The sequence below is a fragment of the Pseudomonas sp. GW821-FHT03C07 genome, from assembly GCF_059420925.1.
This window is the reverse complement of sequence record NZ_JBWKUQ010000003.1, coordinates 202,579-222,451: the sequence shown is the minus strand read 5'-3', so window position 1 is coordinate 222,451 and position 19,873 is coordinate 202,579. Positions and strand designations below refer to the sequence as shown.

At 62.0% G+C, this 19,873-nt stretch carries 19 protein-coding genes; 10 read left to right on the top strand and 9 right to left on the bottom strand.

The features are described 5' to 3' along the window. Positions 1-127: 127 nt before the first annotated feature. The 3 genes from AC07VG_RS07200 to AC07VG_RS07190 are packed head-to-tail and all read left to right on the top strand — an operon-like array spanning position 128 to position 3,862. Entirely contained in the window at positions 128-1,255 is a 1,128-nt protein-coding gene (locus AC07VG_RS07200) for a merozoite surface protein 3b (RefSeq protein WP_495020747.1), read from the top strand. A 1-nt stretch (position 1,256) separates the two neighbouring features. Then, complete coding sequence (locus tag AC07VG_RS07195) at positions 1,257-2,504, top strand: DUF6384 family protein (RefSeq protein WP_495020746.1); 1,248 nt, start codon at positions 1,257-1,259, stop codon at positions 2,502-2,504. Beyond that, complete coding sequence (locus tag AC07VG_RS07190) at positions 2,504-3,862, top strand: hypothetical protein (protein ID WP_495020745.1); 1,359 nt, start codon at positions 2,504-2,506, stop codon at positions 3,860-3,862. The genes AC07VG_RS07195 and AC07VG_RS07190 overlap by 1 nt, the downstream gene beginning before the upstream one ends. 87 nt (positions 3,863-3,949) lie before the next feature. On the opposite strand, the gene AC07VG_RS07185 is transcribed toward AC07VG_RS07190, so the two are convergent. Beyond that, positions 3,950-4,819, bottom strand: coding sequence for a DUF6279 family lipoprotein (locus AC07VG_RS07185; protein WP_495020744.1), 870 nt, complete (start codon positions 4,817-4,819; stop codon positions 3,950-3,952). Positions 4,820-5,039: 220 nt separating this feature from the next. Next, complete coding sequence (locus AC07VG_RS07180; protein WP_176987101.1) at positions 5,040-5,228, bottom strand: PFL_1563 family small protein; 189 nt, start codon at positions 5,226-5,228, stop codon at positions 5,040-5,042. 346 nt (positions 5,229-5,574) lie between these two features. On the opposite strand from AC07VG_RS07180, the gene AC07VG_RS07175 reads away from it, so the two are divergent. After that, positions 5,575-6,411, top strand: a complete 837-nt coding sequence (locus AC07VG_RS07175; protein ID WP_495020743.1) for a CvfB family protein — start codon at positions 5,575-5,577, stop codon at positions 6,409-6,411. Between the two features lie 178 nt (positions 6,412-6,589). On the opposite strand, the gene AC07VG_RS07170 is transcribed toward AC07VG_RS07175, so the two are convergent. After that, a complete protein-coding gene (locus tag AC07VG_RS07170; RefSeq protein ID WP_495020742.1) occupies positions 6,590-7,768 on the bottom strand; it encodes a YbfB/YjiJ family MFS transporter in 1,179 nt (392 codons plus the stop codon). Positions 7,769-7,871: 103 nt separating this feature from the next. Between AC07VG_RS07170 and ptrR the strand changes: the two genes are divergently transcribed. Continuing rightward, entirely contained in the window at positions 7,872-8,774 is a 903-nt protein-coding gene (gene ptrR / locus AC07VG_RS07165) for a putrescine utilization regulator PtrR (RefSeq protein ID WP_494999711.1), read from the top strand. Positions 8,775-8,900: 126 nt separating this feature from the next. Next, entirely contained in the window at positions 8,901-9,026 is a 126-nt protein-coding gene (locus AC07VG_RS07160; RefSeq protein WP_017903325.1) for a PA1414 family protein, read from the top strand. A 146-nt stretch (positions 9,027-9,172) separates the two neighbouring features. Here the strand turns inward: AC07VG_RS07160 and AC07VG_RS07155 are convergent, their stop codons facing one another. The 5 genes from AC07VG_RS07155 to speB form a co-directional block, all read right to left on the bottom strand. Further along, on the bottom strand, positions 9,173-9,424 hold the full coding sequence (locus AC07VG_RS07155; protein ID WP_495020741.1) for an acyl carrier protein: 252 nt from the start codon (positions 9,422-9,424) through the stop codon (positions 9,173-9,175). 366 nt (positions 9,425-9,790) lie between these two features. Beyond that, positions 9,791-11,173 (bottom strand): sodium:solute symporter family protein, encoded by a 1,383-nt coding sequence (locus tag AC07VG_RS07150; protein WP_494999713.1) that lies wholly within the window; start codon positions 11,171-11,173, stop codon positions 9,791-9,793. A 150-nt stretch (positions 11,174-11,323) separates the two neighbouring features. Next, entirely contained in the window at positions 11,324-12,832 is a 1,509-nt protein-coding gene (locus AC07VG_RS07145; protein WP_495020740.1) for a purine-cytosine permease family protein, read from the bottom strand. Positions 12,833-12,886: 54 nt separating this feature from the next. Then, positions 12,887-13,297 carry a YybH family protein gene (locus tag AC07VG_RS07140; protein WP_494999715.1) on the bottom strand — a complete coding sequence of 137 codons (411 nt, stop codon included), beginning with the start codon at positions 13,295-13,297 and terminating at the stop codon, positions 12,887-12,889. 9 nt (positions 13,298-13,306) lie between these two features. Next, positions 13,307-14,257, bottom strand: a complete 951-nt coding sequence (gene speB, locus AC07VG_RS07135) for an agmatinase (RefSeq protein ID WP_494999716.1) — start codon at positions 14,255-14,257, stop codon at positions 13,307-13,309. Between the two features lie 266 nt (positions 14,258-14,523). Here speB and AC07VG_RS07130 point away from each other — a divergent pair, with 266 nt between their 5' ends. Together AC07VG_RS07130 and AC07VG_RS07125 are read left to right on the top strand one after the other, a co-directional pair. Then, complete coding sequence (locus tag AC07VG_RS07130) at positions 14,524-15,417, top strand: LysR family transcriptional regulator (RefSeq protein ID WP_121137834.1); 894 nt, start codon at positions 14,524-14,526, stop codon at positions 15,415-15,417. Positions 15,418-15,430: 13 nt separating this feature from the next. Next, complete coding sequence (locus AC07VG_RS07125; protein WP_495020739.1) at positions 15,431-16,054, top strand: tRNA-uridine aminocarboxypropyltransferase; 624 nt, start codon at positions 15,431-15,433, stop codon at positions 16,052-16,054. A gap of 142 nt (positions 16,055-16,196) precedes the next feature. On the opposite strand, the gene AC07VG_RS07120 is transcribed toward AC07VG_RS07125, so the two are convergent. Next, positions 16,197-16,784 (bottom strand): UPF0149 family protein, encoded by a 588-nt coding sequence (locus AC07VG_RS07120; protein WP_248800494.1) that lies wholly within the window; start codon positions 16,782-16,784, stop codon positions 16,197-16,199. Positions 16,785-17,036: 252 nt separating this feature from the next. On the opposite strand from AC07VG_RS07120, the gene recQ reads away from it, so the two are divergent. Next, complete coding sequence (recQ, locus tag AC07VG_RS07115) at positions 17,037-19,166, top strand: DNA helicase RecQ (RefSeq protein WP_495020738.1); 2,130 nt, start codon at positions 17,037-17,039, stop codon at positions 19,164-19,166. 140 nt (positions 19,167-19,306) lie between these two features. Continuing rightward, a complete protein-coding gene (locus tag AC07VG_RS07110) occupies positions 19,307-19,741 on the top strand; it encodes a MarR family transcriptional regulator (protein ID WP_218224036.1) in 435 nt (144 codons plus the stop codon). Positions 19,742-19,873 lie beyond the last annotated feature (132 nt).

The window sequence follows — 19,873 nt, the reverse complement described above, 5'->3', positions numbered from 1 at the left end:
GCCACTGTCCTTCAAGCCACGGGGCGGTAATGGCTCTTTGGTAAAAGATTACGCTGCTCTGTTAGTATTTCGCGCTCACGTCGGCAGGATGTTGGAGCCCAGGAAGGCTCCATATAGGGATATGCTCATGAACTACCTCGAACGCTCCATGTCTGCCTTGCGCTCCATCGGCATCACTTTTCCGGACCAGAATGCCCCGGTACTGGCCCTGCTGGACAAGGTGTCGGTGTATGACGCCACCCGAGTCACCGCCATCGCCGCCACCCTGCAACAGTCCACGGTGTTCAACACCGTGGTCCGCGACAAGTTGCAGAGCATGGATGTCAGCACCCGCTATGCCGATATCGCCGCCAGCTTCGATTCGATCCAGACCGATGCCCGGCAGATGATGGAGTGGATGGCCGACGGCAAGCTGCAATTCTCTGAACGCATCCAACTGGGCTGGATGAATATGCGCCGCGGCTCGATTCCGGATCGCTTCGAGAGCATTCGCAAGAACTACCTGGATGTGGCGAAGTCGGCCAATGAGCAGATCCAGCTGGAAACCCTGATTCTCGAGGCCTATCAGGACTACCGCCTGGCGATGAAATCAGCCGAGGTGGATGCCTGCGAGGTGCAGAAAATCGCCCAGGCGAAGATGGAAAGCGGACGCCAGGGCTTGACCGAGGCCGGGGCGGCCCTGGAAGGCGCCGAGTTGGACGCCAGCGAACGGGCCAAGCTTGAGCTGGCACGGGATGTTGCCTTGCGTGACCTGCAGGACGAGGACAAACGCTACCAGATCATCACCGATATCGCCGATCAGCTGAAGACCGCCTACAACGCGGCCGAACTGGTGTTCGCGCGCCTGAGCCAGTACCACAGCGTGAAAGAGCGGTTGTACCAGCGTGCCGTCAGCTTTTTCGCCACCAACGAGATTGTCCTGACCGGACTGGCGGCGGGCTTTACCTCGTCCGGTGGGTTGGCCGAGGTGACCAACACCCTGAATGCGATGAACCAGGGGATCAACTCCAGCCTCGAGATCCAGGCCAAGGTCGGCGGCGAGCAGTTGAATGCGGCGCTCAAGGCCGGTTACGGCTCGACCCTGAAGGCCAGTTCGGTCAAGGCCCTGGCCGAGGCCGTAGTGGACTTCCAGGCCAGCAGCCTGAGCCTGATCCAGGAGCTGCGCAAGGAGTCCTCGGCGGCGGCGGCGGAAATCGAGTCGATCACCGAGGACAGCAAGCGTCGCTTCAGCGCGCTCCTGCAAAAGGGGATCTGAAGTGAGCAACCTTGTCTCCCTCACCGAGCAGATGGGGGCCATGGCGCTGATCGACGAGATGCGTTTCAGCCAGGCCGAACTGCAGAAACAGCTGGACCTGCCCAAGCATCGCCTGCGGGTGGCCGAGCAGATTCGCGAGTTTTACCGGGCCAAGGGCGTCGAGGTGGAGGACGCTCTGGTCGAAGAGGGCGTTCGCAACTTTTTTGCCAACCGCCTGACTTATCAGGCTTCGGCGCCGATCGGTGCGTTGGCCAGGTTGCTGGCGCGGGCCTACATTAATCGCGGTCGCTGGCTGCTGCCCACGGTGACTGTGCTGGGGGTGGGCCTGTGGCTGGTGCTGATTGCAACGCCGGTCTCGGGTTTTTTTGCTCGGGCAGCGGTGCACGGTGCGCAGATTCGAGTGGATCAGGCTCGGGAGCTGATTGCCGGCCATATCGGGTTGCGCGAGCAACTGGAAAAACGGCTCTCCACGTTGGGGGCTGACGCGCTGGTTGCGAATATGCCCGCGACACAACGGCTACTCGAACAGGCCGGGCCGGTGCTGGAGAAGGCCCGCGCGGTAGAGCAGGTCACGCTGCCGCTGCAGGTCACTGAGCAGAGTCGTGGGCAAGACTCCCAACGGGTCGACTCGGCGATCGATAGTCTGAAGAAGGACAGTGCCGATTTGCAGGCGCTGGCGACTCAGTTGGATGCGCTGAATGCGCAAGCGAGCGCGATCAGGCCCTCGTTCACGCAATGGCAAGGCGCACGGGACCAGGTGCGCAAGATGGGCTTGAGCCAGGCCGATGGCGAGCAGTTCCAGCTACTGTTTGCCAAGGTCGACCAAGCCATCAAGGACCTGAATGCAACGGCTGCCGAGCAGGCCCTGAAGGAGGTCGAGCAGCTGCGGACGGTAGCAGCGACGCCCTTGACCCTGGAAGTGGTCAGCCGTACCGGTGAGAAATCGATGGTTGAACGCAATTTTGATCCGACCGGAGGCAAGAGCTGGTACCTGCTGGTCGAGGCGCTCGACGCCGCGGGCAATGTGGTCGCGCTGCCGATCAGCAGCGTCGAGACCGGAGAGCGGCGTTATGCCTCGATGTTTGGCGTGCGGGTCAATCAGGCCACCTATCAGGCGGCCCGGAACGACAAGCTGGCGGATGGCCTCGTCGATGATCGCCTGATGGGGAAAAAGGCGGCCAACTCGCTGTCCTTTGCATTCGTCAAAGGACCGGTCAAAACCAAACCTGATTACATCCTGGAGTGGTAATGAACGCGAGCCGCATAGAAGCCTCCCTACGTGACAACTCCCGGAACCATGAGGCCCAGCTGCGCCAACTGCAGCTTGAGTTGTCCGCCGCGCACGATCAGGCGTTGCGCCTGCAGCAGGGGATCGGCAACGCCTTCCCGCATATTGCCAATTATCAGTTGTCCGGCGCTGCGCCGCTTTCCGCCGAGGTCCAGCGCCTGCTCGACCAGCGCGAGCAGGCCGAGGCCGCTCTGCGTCAGGACCTGACGCAGGTGGAGGAGGGCATTGCCGGGCAGTTGCAGGCACTGGCGAGCTTGGCCGAAGAACTGGAGACCTTGGCCGGCGGCCTCGATCAACAAGTCGAGCAAGACCTCCGCTACCAGCAACAGGCCGCCTTGGTCAGCGCTGCCGACGAGCAGTCCTACAAGGAACTGCGGGATGAGTGCTGGCTCAAGCTCCAGGCCTTCCAGGCCGACCGGTTTTATGTCTACCTTCGCGAGCGCGGATTCGGTACCGATGCTTATGTCGGCAAGTTTGTCTGGCGTGGGTTGGACCGTTGGGTGGCGCGTCTGTGCAATTTCACCCAGAACAATGCCGCCGAGCGCACGCTGCTGGCCATGCAGCGCGCCAATGAAGCGCTGGGCAAGGAGCGTCGGGCGAACCGCGCGGCCCAGGAGGCCGAGCGCGCGCGACTGCATCAAAGTGCCCTGTCCGCCAGCGATATGCCGCTGTTGCAGGAGCGTCAGCGGCAAGCGCAGCAGGCGTTGGAAGCGGGCAAGGCGCAGGCCAATATGATTCATCAGCGTCTGGCGCCGTATGCCAGCAAGCGCGACGAGTTTTTCGCCCAGGCGTCCGAGCTGTTGTCCCGGCAACTGGCCGAGATGACGGACGTGAGCCTGGAGCAACTGGCCGGACAGACCCAGGGTTCGCAGGATGACGAACTGGTGCGCAGGGTGCGTGATTTACGCGCTGAGCTGGAAGTGCTACAGCTGCGCGTGCCGTCTCTGGAGCGGCAGTGCCGGGACGTCGAGGAGAGCTATGAGCGAGCCCGGCAATTGGAGCGTGCGTTGCAGTCGGGGGGGCTGATCAGTTCCCGCTACGACTATCGGAATGTGGATATTGATGGGCTGCTCGTCGGGTTCATGCAGGGCGCGATATCACTCTCCCAGGTGGTGAGTGAGGTGGATAACCGTCGCCAGTTCATCCAGGTTGCCCCCAGCCCACGCAGCACTACCAGTCCGAGCAGCAGTCGGGGTAGTCGCTCGCACAGTAGCTCAGGCGGCTTCTTCGGGAGCAGTTCGTCGGGCGGCTCCAATTCCGATAGCTCGTCCAGTTCCTCCGGGAGCGGTGGAGGGTTCTCCACCAGCGACAGCCTCTAGGGAGGACGGGAGGAACAGTGTCCCCTGCCGGAACAGCTGATCCGCGTGGTCGCTGTGAGAGCCGGCTTGCCAGGCGGAGGTCTTTCTTTACTTGGCCTGAGCGGTTTTCAGGCACTTGAGCTCCGAGAAGTTCCGGCGCATTTCGTCGATTTTCTTCAGCAGCCGCTCCTGCTGGTCGGCGTTGCTCTCGGCCATCAGCTCCACCAACAGGCTACGAGTGGCTCGCTCCGAGCGCTCGTGGGCCTGACGGTACTCGGCGGTCCACAGGCTGTCCTGATCTTGCAGCAACTGTTCGATCCGTTGCGCGAAGTCCGCGCGCTGGCGCTGTTCGACGGCTTCACTCAATTGCGTCTGCCAGTTCGTCCGGTTGGCCACCCAGAGCCGGTTCTGCTCCCCCAGGCTGGCGGACCAGGCCGTGATGCGTTGTTGCTGGCTCAGGCTCAATGGCCCCAGCCAGCCCTTGAGGCGTTTGCTCATGCGCTCGGCGCGGTTGCGGATCTGTTCGTCGAGGGGTGGCTCCACGTATTGTGCTCGATGCTCACGCTGGTCCTTGGCAAAGGCCTGGCTCATCTCGGCCACTTGTTGATCGCTCAGGCCCCGCAGCAGTTCGACCGCCGAAGGCGTGACGGCCCGTGCCACCTGGGCAATGGCCTGGCGGGCCTCGTCGGTGCGGGCCTGCACGCTGGCATCGGTGACCTGACGGGTTTCGACCATCTGCCGCACGCGGTCGAGCCAGTCCAGGTAGTTCGGTAATTGCGTGGTGCAATGCCAGTGCAGGTGCTCCTTGAGGCGCTCGCGGAACCAGTCCTTCTGCCCGCGGTTCATGTCCACGTAGTCGCCAAGGGTCCAGGGGATGATCACATCGAGGTTGCGGTAGGCCAGGCTGACCCGCGAGCAGGCAGCGAGTGCCAGGCTCAGAAGCAGCAGCCAGAAGAGGGCGGTCAGCCGGTGCGACATGGATGAATCCTGCTGAGGACATTTCTCCATGGAACGCTTATGCGGCCAGTGGTTCAATCGCGTAATGGTTACCAGCGATGACGACAGGCGGATGCTCGCGCACAGCGGCTCGCGCGCGGATCGAGCGGCGCGGTGTGTGCAGCGGGGGGCGGGAGTGTCGCTTCAGCCCTGCGCCTTGAGGTTCAAAGCGCAGAGTGGCTTGGGTGTTGCGCGGAGGGAATTACTTCTTGCCGAGGGTGATCTGTTTCGACGGACCGAAAGTCTGGCCGCTGACACCCTTGGCAATTTGCTGGATTTCGCCGCCGGATTTCAGGAAAGCTGCAATTTGCTCGTTGATCGAATCGCTGGTTTCAACGGCTGGAGCGGGCTTTGCTTTGCTGTTCGATGCTTTTACGCGCATGGCGGCCATTAACCTGTGTAGATATTAACTGGATCGATCATTCTACCTGAAAGGCTTGACAATTGCTTGATAAATATCCAGTGCAAAGGTAAGGGGTGTTCGCAATAGCTGCGCGTAGGCCTTGTTATTGTTGGCTAAGCTACTGTTTTAACTCGCAACCAGGCCTCGATATTTTCCGCGAAAGGGTAGGTTTTCAAGGGTGAGCGCCGCCGGCGGTCTGACGAACGGCCAGGCTTTTGTCGGCAAACCCTTGAAAATCAAGCCTTGCAGAGGGCTTTTCAGCAGGTGGCAAGCGCTGTGAAACAGCGCCGTCAAACTCGGGTAGAATGCCAGCCACGCAATGAGGGTATTGGAAATGGCTTTAGTCGGGCGTTATAACAGCTTGCAAGTGGTTAAACACACTAATTTCGGTTTGTATCTGGACGGTGGCGCGGACGGCGAGATTCTTCTGCCCAACCGTTATATCCCCAAGGATATTCCCAGTGAAGATGAAGACTGGCTCAATGTTTTCATTTATCTGGACAGTGCTGACAAGTTGATTGCCACCACGGAAAAACCCAAAGTTCAAGTCGGAGAATTCGCCAGTCTTAAAGTCAAGGAAGTTAACAGTATCGGTGTATTCCTCGATTGGGGATTGCCCAAGGATCTGCTGTTGCCGTATTCCGAAGAGAAGCGCCAGTTGAGCGCCGGTGACTATTGCGTGGTGCATGTCTACCTCGACAAGCATACCCGTCGTATCACCGCCACGGCCCGCCTGGATCGCTACCTGGACAAGACTCCGGCGAGCTACGTGCTCGGCCAGGAAGTCGACCTGCTGGTGGCTGAAGCGACCGATATGGGTTTCAAGGCGATCATCAACAACAAGCACTGGGGCCTGATTCACAAGAACGAAGTGTTCAAGTTCCTGCGAGCCGGCAAAGAAGAAAAAGGCTTTATCAAGGAGATTCGCCCCGACGGCAAGATCAGCCTGAGCCTGCAACCCGTGGGCGAGGAAGCTTCCGGCAGCCTGAACAGCAAGATCCTCGCCAAGTTGCGTGAAAACAACGGTGTGCTGGCGGTCAGCGACAAGAGCGATCCAACCGTGATCAGTGGCTTGTTCGGGGTCAGCAAGGGCAACTTCAAAAAGGCCATTGGTGCGCTCTACAAGCAAGGGCAGATTGTGATCCATGCCGATCGCATCGAATTGAGCTGAGCCCGGCCCGACGAGTGGTGTTGCCCGAGTTGACGCCATCGCCAGCAAGCCGGCTCCTACAGGACCGAGCTTGAGGTTATTTTGCGTTGAAACAGCATCCTTGTAGGAGCCGGCTTGCCGGCGATGGACAGCGCAGCTGTCCTGCCTGCCGCAACCCGGTGTTGCGGCCCTGCGATGATCAGCGTTGCACCAGCGTCGCCCCTGGCACCGCGGCCGGTACCGGCCGCAACACCACCAACCCCGCCAGCACCAGGCCACTGCCGGCCACGATCAGGGCCGCTTGCAGGCCACCGCTGAAGTGGCTGCTCAAGGCTGCCAGCAGCGGCCCGCAGAGTTGCCCGATGGCGAAGCAGGCGGTCAGCAGCCCGGCATTGCGATGGGTGGCGTGAGGCGCCAGTTCCCGTGAGCGCTGCATGACCAACTGCATGCAGGCCAGGAACGGCGTGCCGCAGAGAATCACCCCCAGCACCAACCCCAGACCGCTCGACAACAGGCAGGCGAAGACCCCGGCGGCCTGCAACCAGAGGGTCGCCATCAGCCAGCGCCGGGTACTGTCGGGTTTGGCGCGCCGCAGGCTCACCAACACCACGCCGAGGGCCGCGACCAGGCCGAAGCTGGGCCAGAACAGATCGGCCTGCCATTGCCCGTGGAAGCGGGCATTGGCCATCTGCGAGAGAAAGGTCGCCGGAATGATGTAGCCCAGGCCATACAGGGCATAGAGCAGGCCAAGATGACCGATCGGCTGCTGCTCGCTGTCCGTGGCCACGGGGGCGGCTGTGGCGGTGGTCACGGGCGTGGTATTCGGCAGCGGCAGGAAGGGCAGGATCAGCAGCAACATCAGCAGGCCGACGCCGGCGTACACCAGCCACAGGGTCGACGAGTTCTGTCCCCGCAGGTTCGAACCCAGCGCCAGCAGGCCGGTGAGCATGATGCCCAGGCCGGGGCCGGCAAACACCCAGGCCCCCAGGCGTGGTCGCCCGGCGGCGTGGGCCAGCGGCTGGCTCAGGCTGGTGATCATGACCACCACCCAGGCACTCGCGACTCCAGTGCCGAAGCGCAGCAGCCAGTGCGACCAGAACCCGTGAGCCCAGGAAGAGGCCAGGGTCAGCAGCACGCATAACCACAGGCCGGCGAGCAGACGCAGGCGAACATGCTGCGCGCGCCGGGCGAACAGGGCATCCACCGCGCCCAGCAGGTAGCCCAGGTAATTGGCGGCGGCGATCAGGCCACCGGCGGTCAGGTCGATCTGGCCCTCGCTGATCAGGTGCGGCAATTGCGGGGTCAGGGCGAAACGGCCCACCCCCATGGCCATCATCAGGGCGACAAAGCAGGCGGTCAGACGAATCAGGGGGGACATGGCGTCATTTCCAGGCAGAGAGCGATGACCGTCAGGCTAGGACTGATTGACTTTCTTTAAAAATGAATAATAGTGAGTAACTTGTTCATTTTTGGAGAGGGTCATGGAGTTCAGCCAATTACGGATCTTCCAGGCCGTGGCCGAGGAGGGCTCCATCACCCGCGCCGCCGAGCGCCTGCACCGGGTGCCGTCGAACCTGTCCACGCGGATCAAGCAGCTTGAGGAGCAACTGGGGGTCGAACTGTTCCTGCGTGAGCGCCAGCGCCTGCAACTGTCTCCGGCCGGCAAGGTCCTGCTCGATTACTCGAGCCGGCTGTTCGCCTTGCATGACGAGGCCCAGGCCGCCACGCGCGGCGGGCAGCCGGCGGGGGATTTCGTGCTGGGCACCATGTACAGCACCGCGGCGATTTACCTGCCGGCGATGCTGGCGCGTTATCACCGTACTTATCCCGAGGTGAACCTGCAGGTGCAGTCCGCGCCCAGCGGCGAATTGCTCGAGGGCGTGGTTTCCGGGCGCCTGGATGCCGCCCTGGTGGATGGCCCGCTGCAACTGGCCGGGCTCGACGGTATTGCGTTCTGCGATGAAACCCTGGTGCTGATCTGCCCGGCCGATCACCCGCCGGTGCGCAGTGCCCTGGACGTGCAGGGGCAGCCGGTCTTCACCTTTCGCCGTGGCTGTGCCTACCGCCTGCGCCTGGAGGCCTGGTTCGGCCACTATCACGCGAGCATGGGCCGGGCCATCGAGATCGAGTCCTATCCCGGGATGCTCGCCTGTGTCACCGCCGGTTCCGGCGTGGCGATGATGTCCGAGTCGATGCTGGCCAGCCTGCCAGGGCGTGAAAGCGTGTCGGTGCATCGACTGGCCGAGCCTTTTGCCAGCGCCACCACCTGGTTGATGTGGCGCAAGGGGATGGTCGGCGCCAATCTGGCGGCCTGGATCGAGCTGCAGAAAAACGCCTTGTTGCCGCTGGCAAACAGTGCCGAAGAGTTCCGTGCGTCGGCTTGAAGCGTTTTGCCATGATTTAAATCAAAGATCCTGCTGCAAGGGACAGCATTGCGTAGGACTTAGGGCTATGATCTGTGTGAAGCGGCTACAGAACTCCGTCGCTCGCATTACCCTGAAGGGGGCTATATGAAAGACAAACTGCAAACTTGGCTCCATGACCTCGGTGTTGCCCTTGGCTTGATCGAACCACCGCTGCAGCCGGTACCTATTCGTACCGACGATGATCGCCGTCGCCGTCAGCCACGTCGGTAAGCGCCTGCGGGTGGGTCGCAGTCTTCTGACTGGATAACGCGGTCGGTGTGGGCGCGGGGCTGGTCGGATCGCCGCACCGCCGCGAAACGCCCCTCCAGATTACCCATGGCTTCGCGGGCAACCCGGTTCAGCGGCGTTTGCGTCGCTCAATGTCGGGCGATTTTCTGTAGGAAACGACTTAGGTCGTTGACTGTGACCGCTTCCTTGAGCAAGCGGTCTTCCTCTTCGGTAAACGCCGTCAGATCAAACTCATCTTCAAGATGGAACATCAGGTCTTCAATGTCCTGTTTGTCCAATCCCAATGCCTGCAAGGTCTGATCGTCAGCGAATGTCTGCGGGTCGTCGAGCCGCAGGCTGATAAAGTCATGCACGATCTTGCGAATATCGGCTCTTTTCATGCCTGCGGTCTCCCCTGTTGCTTTGGCGGCTGGGAGGGATCCTGCGGCCATTGCAACGACAACTGCTCCGCGATGGAATGGCCGCTGTGCGGATGAATCTCGAGTCTGTTCATAAACGCCTCGGGGAAAGTTTTCTTATTGTTTGACCCTTTCCTGGGGCAGGGCGATCGCTGTCAGGGCTGACGCTAGCGATCCTTGTACTTTCTTGTTAACCAAGAAAGTAGTCGCTATAGGCCAGTACAGCACAAGTTCTGTGAGGGATTTGACCGTTCATCCTTCCGGGCGGGAGCAGGGCCGCTCAGCGCGGGGGACAGGCAAAAAACGGGTGCGACAACCGACGTCGCCCCCGCTGAAGTCACTGCACTGTCAGATGGCGCTGGCGGCTACGCTGGCCGGACGTGGAGGCAGCAGGCTGACCACGACGAAGCTGATCAGGCCGATGGCCAGGCTGTAGTAGATCGGGGTGTTGGCATCCAGGCCGTCCTTGAGCATGAACACCAGGGCGGTGATGAAGCCCAGGGCCATGCTGGTAATGGCGCCGCTGGTGGTGGCGCGTTTCCAGAAAATCGCCCCGATCAGTGGAATCAGCATGCCGCCCACCAGCAGGTTATAGGCCAGGGTCAGGGCGCTGATCACGTCGCTGACCACCAGGGCGATAGCCAGCACGACGATCCCGGTCAGGCAGGTGAACAGGCGGTTGATCCCCAGGCTCGACTGCTTGCCGCCACGCAGTTTCGGCAGCAGGTCTTCGGTCAGCACGGTGGAGGCGGCCAGCAGGCCGGCGCTGGCGGTGGACATCATGGCCGCCAGGGCTGCGGCGATCACCAGGCCACGAATGCCGTCGGGCAGCGATTGCTTGACGATGGCGGCAAAGGCGTTGTTGACGTTGGCCAGGTCTGGAATCAGCACATGGGCGGCCATGCCGATCAGGGCGCAGGCCAGGCCGTAGGCGATGCAGTAGACCCCGGCGACACTGCCGGCATATTTCGCGACTTTCTCATCCTTGGCGGTGAACACCCGTTGCCAGATGTCCTGGCCGATCAGGATGCCGAAGAAGTAGATCAGGAAGTAGGTGATGATGGTGTCCCAACCGATGGTGGTGAAACTGAAGCTGCTCGCCGGCAGCTTGTTCACCAGTTGGTCCCAGCCGCCGACGCGGTAGAGGCAGATCGGCAACAGGATGAACATCAGGCCCACGGTCTTGATCACGAACTGGACGATGTCGGTCAGGGTCAGCGACCACATGCCGCCGATGGTCGAATAGACCACCACCACACCGCCGCCCAGCAGCACCGAGAGCCAGAACGGCAGGTTGAACAGCACTTGCAGTACGGTGCCGATGGCGAGGATCGAGGTCACGCCGATCATCAGCGCGTAGGCCAGCATGATCACCGCACTGGCCTGGCGGGCCATGGGGTTGTAGCGTTTCTCCAGGACCTGGGTCACGGTGAAGATTTTCAGCTTCAGCAGCGGTTTGGCGAGGAACAGGTTCAGCGCGATGATGCCGAAACCCAGGGCGGCGCAGAGCCAGAAGCCGGAAATCCCGTGGACATAGCCCAGGCGTACGGTGCCGACGGTGGATGCCCCACCGAGTACCGTGGCGGCCATGGTGCCCATGTACAGCGTCGGGCCCAGGTTACGCCCGGCCACCAGGTAGTCTTCGTGGGTCTTGGCCTTGCGCATGCCGTAGTAACCGAGCACGAGCATGCCAGCGGCATAAATGAGTACAACCAATAGATCCAAAGCCATGAAGGCGTGTCTCCGATTATCTTTTTTATGGTGAAGCAATAGGTAGTTGAGCGCGTTGGTTTTTGTGGGAGCCGGCTTGCCGGCGATGGTGGCCAAGCATGCGCGGCAAGGCGCCGGGGCCTCATTGCCGGCAAGCTGGCTCCTACAGGGTCAGGCCGCCTGGCGCATTCCAGGCTTCAACGTTTTGCCACCCTGGCTGCGCGCATCCAGCGGTCCATAAACCTCTGCCGTTTCCGGGAACAGGCTGAGCAGGGCCAGGTACATCAGCGACGCCAGCCCGAGGGTGATCGGCAGGCTGATGTCGATGCCATCGGCCAGGTTGCCCAGCGGGCCGACGAACTGCCCCGGCAGGTTGACGAAACACAGGCCCACCAGCGCGCTGGGGATCCAGGCGCCGAGGCCGCGCCAGTTCCAGCCGTGGCTGAACCAGTAGCGACCGCCGGTTTCGCCGCGGGTGAAGACTTGCAGATCATCCGGGCAGTAGTAGCCACGACGCACCAGCAAACCGATGATCATGATCACCATCCATGGGGTGGTGCAGGTGATGATCAGCACGGCGAAGGTCGACACGCTCTGCACCAGGTTCGCCGCGAAGCGTCCGATGAAGATGAAGGCAATCGACAGCACGCCGATCAGCAAGGTTGCCCTGACCCGCGACAGCAGCCGTGGGAACACGCTGGACATGTCCAGCCCGGTGCCATACAGCGAGGTGGTGCCGGTGGACATGCCGCCGATCACCGCGATCAGGCACACCGGCAGGAAGAACCAGGTCGGCGAGACGGCCAGCAGGCCACCGACGTAGTTGTTCGCAGTGATGTAGTCCGGTGCCTTGATCGCGACGATGGTGGCGGTCGCCAGGCCGAACAGGAACGGAATCAGGGTGGCGAGCTGCGCCGCGATCACCGCCAGCATGATCCGGGCTTTCGAGGTTTCACGGGGGATATAACGCGACCAGTCACCGAGGAACGCGCCGAAGGAAATCGGGTTGCTCATGGCCACCAGCGCGGCGCCGATAAAGGCCGCCCAGAACCCCGCCTGTCCCATCGCCACGGTACCGGCGAAGTGGCTGTCGAAAGTCGGCGCAAAGGCGAAGATCCCGAGCAGGAACAACAGGCTTGCGGCCCACACGGCGATGCGGTTGACCCACAGCATGAAGCGAAAGCCGTAGATGCACACTGTCAGCACCAGGATCGCAAACAGGCCATAGGCCAGGCCCAGGGTCAGGTCGGTTTCAGGCATATCGATCAGACGCTTGGCACCACCGATCAACGCATCCCCCGAGCTCCACACCGACAGCGAGAAGAACGCGATGGCGGTGAGCAACGACAGGAACGAACCGACGATCCGCCCGTGCACACCGAAGTGCGCACCGGAGGACACGGCGTTGTTGGTGCCGTTGATCGGCCCGAACAGGCCCATGGGCGCGAGGATCAACGCACCGAGCACCACGCCCAGGACGATCGCCCAGACACCGGCCTGGAAGGACAGGCCGAAGAGTACCGGGAAGCTGCCGAGCACGGCGGTGGCAAAGGTATTGGCACCGCCGAAAATCAGGCGAAACAGGTCGCTGGGTCGGGCATCGCGTTCGTGGTCGGGGATCTGTTCGACCCCGTTGGTTTCGATGTTGCTAAGGCTTTTTTCATTGTTGTTTTTATTCATGATCGCTCCGATCATTGCGCTGTCCTCATCTTCTGTGAGGGCTATCAGCGTTGGCTAAGAGGAGGGCAGTCCTTGGGGTGTCGCTGATAAGTGTTCGTGGCAGGCCAGCCATCGGCCGCGTTCTTGTTGTTGGCGAAACACAATGGTTTCGCGCTCCTGGCTAAAGAGAAGCTCGCCTTGCATGCGCAGCTCGGTGGCGACGTCATGAATGAATATCGCCACGTCGCCCTGCAGGCTGACAAAAGCGTTGCTTGAGGTGCACGCGAGCACTTCGAAGCCATCCTCGGCACGCCAGCTATCCCACAACGCCTGGTAAGCGTCGCGTGACAGCAGGGGCTGTTCGAGGGTGTAGAAGACGAAGCTGGCATCTTCGCTGAAGGCCGCGAAGTAGGCTTCGCGATCGTTGGCGGCGAAGGCGGCCACCAGCTCGGCGGCCGCCTTGAGTACCTGGTCACGGTGGTTCATGGCGACTCCTCAGCGGTGGGTCACGCCGGGCAGTACGCAGAGCATCTCGTACAGCAGGTTGGCGCCGAGCAGCGAGGTGTTGCCGCTGGTGTCGTAGGGTGGCGAGACTTCCACCAGGTCGCAGCCGACCAGGTCGAGGCCCTGGCAACCACGGACGATCTCGATCGCCTGGATGGTGGTCAGGCCGCCGATTTCCGGGGTGCCGGTACCGGGCGCCCAGGCCGGGTCGATGCCGTCGATGTCGAAGCTCAGATACACCGGGCCGCCGCCGACTTTTTCGCGCACTTCAGCCATCAGCGGGGCGAGGGATTTGTGCCAGCACTCTTCGGCCTGGACCACACGGAAGCCCTGCTTGCGGCTCCAGTTGAAGTCTTCGGCGGTGTAGCCCTGGGCGCGCAGGCCGATCTGTACCACCCGGTCGCAGTCCAGCAAGCCTTCTTCCACGGCGCGGCGGAAGGTGGTGCCGTGGGCGATCTTCTCGCCGAACATGTGATCGTTGACATCGGCGTGGGCGTCGATGTGTACCAGGCCGACCTTGCCGTGCTTCTTGTGGATAGCGCGCAGGATCGGCAGGGTGATGGTGTGGTCACCGCCCAGGGTCAGCGGGACGACCGGGTGTTCGAGGATGGCGTCGTAGGCTTCCTCGATGATACGCACGGCGTCCAGCAGGTTGAAGGTGTTGATCGCTACATCGCCGATATCGGCCACCGACAGCGAGTCGAAGGGCGCGGCTCCGGTGGCCATGTTGTACGGGCGGATCATCACTGATTCGGCGCGGATTTCCCGTGGACCGAAACGGGTCCCGGCGCGCAGCGAGGTGCCGATGTCCAGCGGGATCCCGATAAACGCGGCGTCGAGGCCGGCGGCCGATTGCAGGTGCGGGAGGCGCATCATGGTGGCGATACCGCCGAAGCGCGGCATTTCGTTACCGCCCAGTGGTTGGTGAAGAATCTTGTCCACGGGTAAGCCTCATCATTTATTTTGGTTATCAGGGGGGCGATTCTGCGAAAGGCACCGCCCGGGAAGAATCGCTGACGGCAAATAGTTAGTTCAGATTTTTCTAAACTAATGGGCGAGGTGGCGGTAGAATTTTGCCGGTCGCCACGCGACCTGTCGCGAGCAAGCCCGCTCCTACAGTGGTTGGCGCTGCTTTTCGCAGGAGCAGCCGGTCGACGTTCGATTGCTCGCGATGAGGCCCTAACTGACGCCCCACAACCGGAGTGCCCATGGCCAACGCTTTACCCGACCTGAAACTATTGCGCATCTTCGTCAGCGTGGTCCGGCACCAGGGCTTTGCCAATGCCCAGCAGGAGCTCAATCTCTCGACGTCGGCCATCAGCACCTACATGAGCCAGCTTGAAGCGTCCCTGGGCCTGGTGCTGTGTCATCGCGGGCGTGGTGGTTTCAGCCTGACCAGCAAGGGCGAGTTGTTCCACCAGGAAACCCTGCGCCTGCTGGGCGAACTCGAAGGTTTCGAGCAATACGCCGCGGCCCTCAAGGGCGAATTGCGCGGCACCTTGAACCTCGGCGTGATCGATTCCACGGTCAGCGAGCCAGCATTGCCGCTGGCCGAGACCATCGGCGCCTACAGCCAGGAGCACCCGGCGGTGCACCTGCACCTGTCGGTGATGAGTCCCTACGAATTGCAACTCGGTGTACAGGACAATCGCCTGGACCTGGCCATCGGCGCTTTCTCCACGCGCATGAGCGGGTTGGTCTACCAGCCGCTATACCGCGAGCAGCACTGGTTGTATTGCAGCAATCGCCATCCGCTGTACAACGAACGGCGCATCCCGGAACAGGTGATCACCCAGCAACGCATGGTCGGACGTGGTTACTGGAGTCAGGCCGAGCTGGCGCGCCACGGTTTCAAGCACAGTGCGGCGACCGTGGAAAGTATGGAGGCACAGCTTATCCTGGTATTGTCCGGCGCTTATATCGGCTACCTACCGGAGCACTACGCGCAACCCTGGGCCGACAAGGGTGATCTGCGGGTACTGCTGCCGGCGACCTTCGGCTACCAGGCGCCGTTCTCGATGATCCTGCGCCGGGGCCGCAGTCGCGAACCCTTGATCCAGACCTTCCGCGACCTGCTCAAAGCGCAGCTCAACCAGCCCTGATCGGTACCTATCAATGTCCAGAGCCCGTTGTGAACGCTGCCTGCGTCCTGAAAGCCATTGCTTGTGCGCGCTGATCCCGCAGTTGGACAGCCGCACCCGGGTGCTGCTATTGCAGCACCCCAGTGAGGTCAATCATGCCTTGAACACCGCCCGGCTGGCGGTGCTGGGTTTGACCAATGCCGAGTTGCGGGTGGGGGAGGTGTTCGAGGACCTGGCCGAATGGCTGCGGCAACCAGGGTACGAGGCGAAATTGTTGTTTCCGGGAGATGCTGTGCAACCCTTGCAGGCTTATGCGGCCGCGTCGAGCGAGCTGCCGCTGTTGCTGGTGGTGCCCGACGGCACCTGGCGCAAGGTGCGCAAGATGCTGTATCTCAATCCATTGCTGGCGGCGTTGCCACGGGTGATGCTGGAGGCGGGGGCGGTGTCGCGCTATCGATTGCGCAAGGCACCGGAGCCGGGCGCGTTGTCGACGCTGGAGGCGATTGTCCAGGCGTTGGAAACCCTTGAAGCACCGGTTTCGTTCGCGGCGTTGCTGCGGCCGTTCGAGGCGCTGATCGAAGGACAGATCCGGGCGATGGGCGAGGAGACTTTTCTACGCAATCACGGGCAAGGGCACCCGACAATTCGGGATGCTTGAATCTGCAAGGCGCCGGGTAACTTGTGGGCGCGGAGCTTGCCCGCGAAGCTTTTGGCGGCCTTGAGGGCCTCTTCGCGGCGGTCCGGCGTCCCGGAAAATCCTGCGCCCACAGAATCCGGCTTCCATTCCGCCGGCTCAGTGGTCAGTGATGACGTGGCTTGAGGATCGCCGGTTTTTCGTCCGGGGCGTTGCACAGCAGGTACAACGCGGTCAGGGCTTCCGGGATCTGCACGATCATGTCGTCCATCAGGTTGGCGTCGGCGGCGATATCGGCGAACTCGGGTTGTTCGTCGAACAGGCCGGAACCGACCATGATCGGCAGGAGCATCTCGCTGACTTCGTCTTCGGCGGTTTCGAACCAGGCTTCTTCGCGCAGGAACACGCCTTCCATGAAACCGATGCACCAGCCGCGCAGCTCGGAATCGTCCGGGTCGTCGCCCAGGTCCAGGTCGCAAGGCAGTTCGAATTCCTCATCGGACGCCAGTTGGCGGGCGATATGCGCCTTGAGCTGGATCAGCGTGGCTTCGATCTCTTCGCGCTGGGCGGCGTCGCTGTAGTGCGGCTCCTCGGCGAACAGGGCGTCGATCCATTCACGCTCGGGGACGATCTCGGCGCAGATCGACAACGCGGTCAGGTAGCCGTGGGCGGCCACATAGTCCAGCGCTTCTTCGTGCAGCTCGTCGGCGTCGAGGAAGGCTTGCAGGCGGGTGAGTTGCTCAGCGAAGGACATTGAAGGCTACCTTGGGAATAAACGATAGGCAATTCTAGGCGTTCTTGAGCCCTCAGGCCAGCAAGCACTGAATTCCCTTAACCGACCGGCATCGCCCATTGCCGTCGGACGCTCGGGTATACTGCCGCGTTTTGTGATGCGCTGCTGACCCTGTGGCGGTTCAAGAAATGCCTGCTTACGGATTTTTTCGTGAAATTGGTGAATCTTCGACCAGCCTTTGAGTAGGCGTTTCGGTGATTTTTTGGAGTGGCTATGCTCGAACAGGCTCAACGCGTCCTCAAGGACATCTTCGGTTACGACAGCTTTCGTGGTCGCCAGGGTGCCATTATTGAGCGCGTGGCCAATGGCGGCGATGCCCTGGTGCTGATGCCCACCGGTGGCGGCAAGTCGTTGTGCTTCCAGGTCCCGGCGTTGCTGCGCGAGGGTCTGACGGTGGTGGTCTCGCCGTTGATCGCGCTGATGGACGATCAGGTTGCGACCCTCGAGGAACTGGGGGTGGCTGCCGCCGCGCTGAACTCGACCCTGAGCGCCGAGCAGCAACGCGACCTGGCTGCGCGGATTCGTCGTGGCGAGGTGAAAATGCTCTACCTGGCCCCCGAGCGCCTGGTGCAGCCGCGCATGTTGTCGTTCCTGCAGAACCTCGAGATCGCCCTGTTCGCCATCGACGAGGCCCATTGTGTGTCGCAATGGGGGCACGACTTCCGTCCCGAGTACCTGCAACTCGGTCAGTTGGCCGAGCTGTTCCCGAATGTACCGCGCATTGCCTTGACCGCCACCGCCGACAAGCGGACCCGCGAAGAAATCGTCAATCGCCTGCACCTGCAAAATGCCGAGCGTTTCCTGTCCAGCTTCGATCGGCCGAATATCTTCTACCGCATCGTGCCCAAGGAGCAGCCGCGCAAGCAGTTGCTGGCGTTCCTTTCGCAACGGCGCAGCGATGCCGGGATCGTCTATTGCCTCTCGCGCAAGAAGGTCGACGAAGTCGCCGCGATGCTCTGCGAGCAGGGCTATCCGGCGCTGCCATACCACGCCGGGCTGGCCAGCGATGTGCGGGCCGCCAACCAGAAGCGCTTCCTCAACGAGGAAGGCCTGATCATGGTCGCGACCATCGCCTTCGGCATGGGCATCGACAAGTCCAACGTGCGTTTTGTTGCCCACCTCGACCTGCCCAAGTCCCTGGAAGCCTACTATCAGGAAACCGGTCGGGCGGGGCGCGACGGGCTGCCGGCGGATGCCTGGATGGCTTATGGCTTGCAGGATGTGGTGATGCTCAAGCAGATGCTGCAGAACTCCGAGGGGGACGAGCGGCACAAGCGCCTGGAGCACCACAAGCTCGACGCCATGTTGGCCCTGTGCGAAGAAACCCGCTGCCGTCGCCAGACCCTGCTCGCCTATTTCGATGAAGACATGCCGCAACCCTGTGGGCATTGCGACAACTGCGTCGATGGCGTGCAGACCTGGGATGCCACCGAACCGGCACGCCAGGCGCTCTCGGCGATCTTCCGCACTGGCCAGCGTTATGGTGTCGGGCACCTGGTGGATGTGCTGCTGGGCAAGGAAAACGACAAGGTGCGCAGTTTCGGTCATCAGCACCTGACGGTGTTCGGCGTCGGCAAGGCGCTGGCCGAAGGCGAGTGGCGCACCCTGTTCCGCCAACTGGTGGCCCGCGGGCTGGCCGATATCGACCTGGAAGGCTACGGCGGCCTGCGCCTGAGCGATAGCTGCCGCCCCTTGCTCAAGGGTGAAGTGAGCCTGGAGCTGCGCCGCGACCTCAAGCCGCAGACCACGGCCAAAAGCGTTTCCGCCAGCCCCGCCAGCCAACTGGTGCGTGGCGAGGAGCGTGAGCAGTGGGAAGCCCTGCGCGCCCTGCGACGCAAGCTGGCACAGGAACATGGCGTGCCGCCGTATGTCATTTTTCCCGACTCCACCTTGCTGGAAATGCTCCGCAGCCAGCCGACTTCCCTGGCGGAAATGGCCAAGGTCAGCGGTATCGGCGCGCGCAAGCTGGAGCGTTACGGCGAGGCGTTCCTCGAAGTGCTGGGCGGGGAGGCCGAGGCTCCGAAGACGGTGGCCGATATCCGTCACGAATTGATCAGCCTGGCCCGGGCCGGCATGACGCCGTTGCAGATTGCCGGGCAGTTGCAGTGCTCGGAAAAGAATGTCTACACCTTGCTGGCCGAAGCCATCGGCCGCCAGCAACTGTCGCTGGAGCAGGCACTGGACTTGCCGGAAGACCTGCTGGGGGAAATCCAGGACGCCTTTCTCGACGGCGAAGGCGAATTGCCCCCGGTGACTGCCATTGCCGAGCTGTTTGCCGGGCGTGTGCCGGAAGGGGTTCTGTATTGCGTGCGGGCCGCCTTGCAGGCGGAATTTGAAATGTGAGGTCGGTATTGTCCCCGGTCATTGTTCTATTCACGACAAGTAACGATTCAGCGCTGAGCAGACCTTGCCTCTGGGCATGGGCCATGCTTAGCTGACTAATAATTAGTTTTGTCTATTTTAAGTCTAACCCTGAGTGTTTTATGCCGTTGACCGATGAACACCGTTTTGGCATGCAGTTGGCGCACATGTCCCGAGGCTGGCGCGCGGAACTGGATCGCCGTCTGGCGGGCCTGGGCTTGTCCCAGGCGCGCTGGCTGGTCTTGCTGCACCTGGCACGGTTTACCGAGGCCCCAACCCAGCGTGAGCTGGCCCAGAGTGTCGGCGTTGAAGGGCCGACCCTGGCACGCCTGCTCGACAGTCTGGAAACCCAGGGACTGGTCCAGCGCCAGGCAGTGCTGGAAGACCGGCGCGCGAAGAAAATCGTCCTGAGTGCCTCGGCACGGCCCCTGATTGAACAGATCGAGACCATCGCCACGGCCTTGCGTCATGAGCTGTTCGTCGGTGTCGACGATGAAGAACTGCGGATCTGCATGCGGGTCCACAGCCGGATCCTGGCCAATCTGGAAAAATCCTGAGGTATTCCCGGGCTGCCGGGCTTGGAGAATCTTCAGGCGGCAGACTATAAGAGTTACAGGTTCTGTGTATTGTGTCGGTGTCCGGCCAGCGCGCGCGGGCCGTCACGCCAGTTAAGGGATGCTCATGCTCGA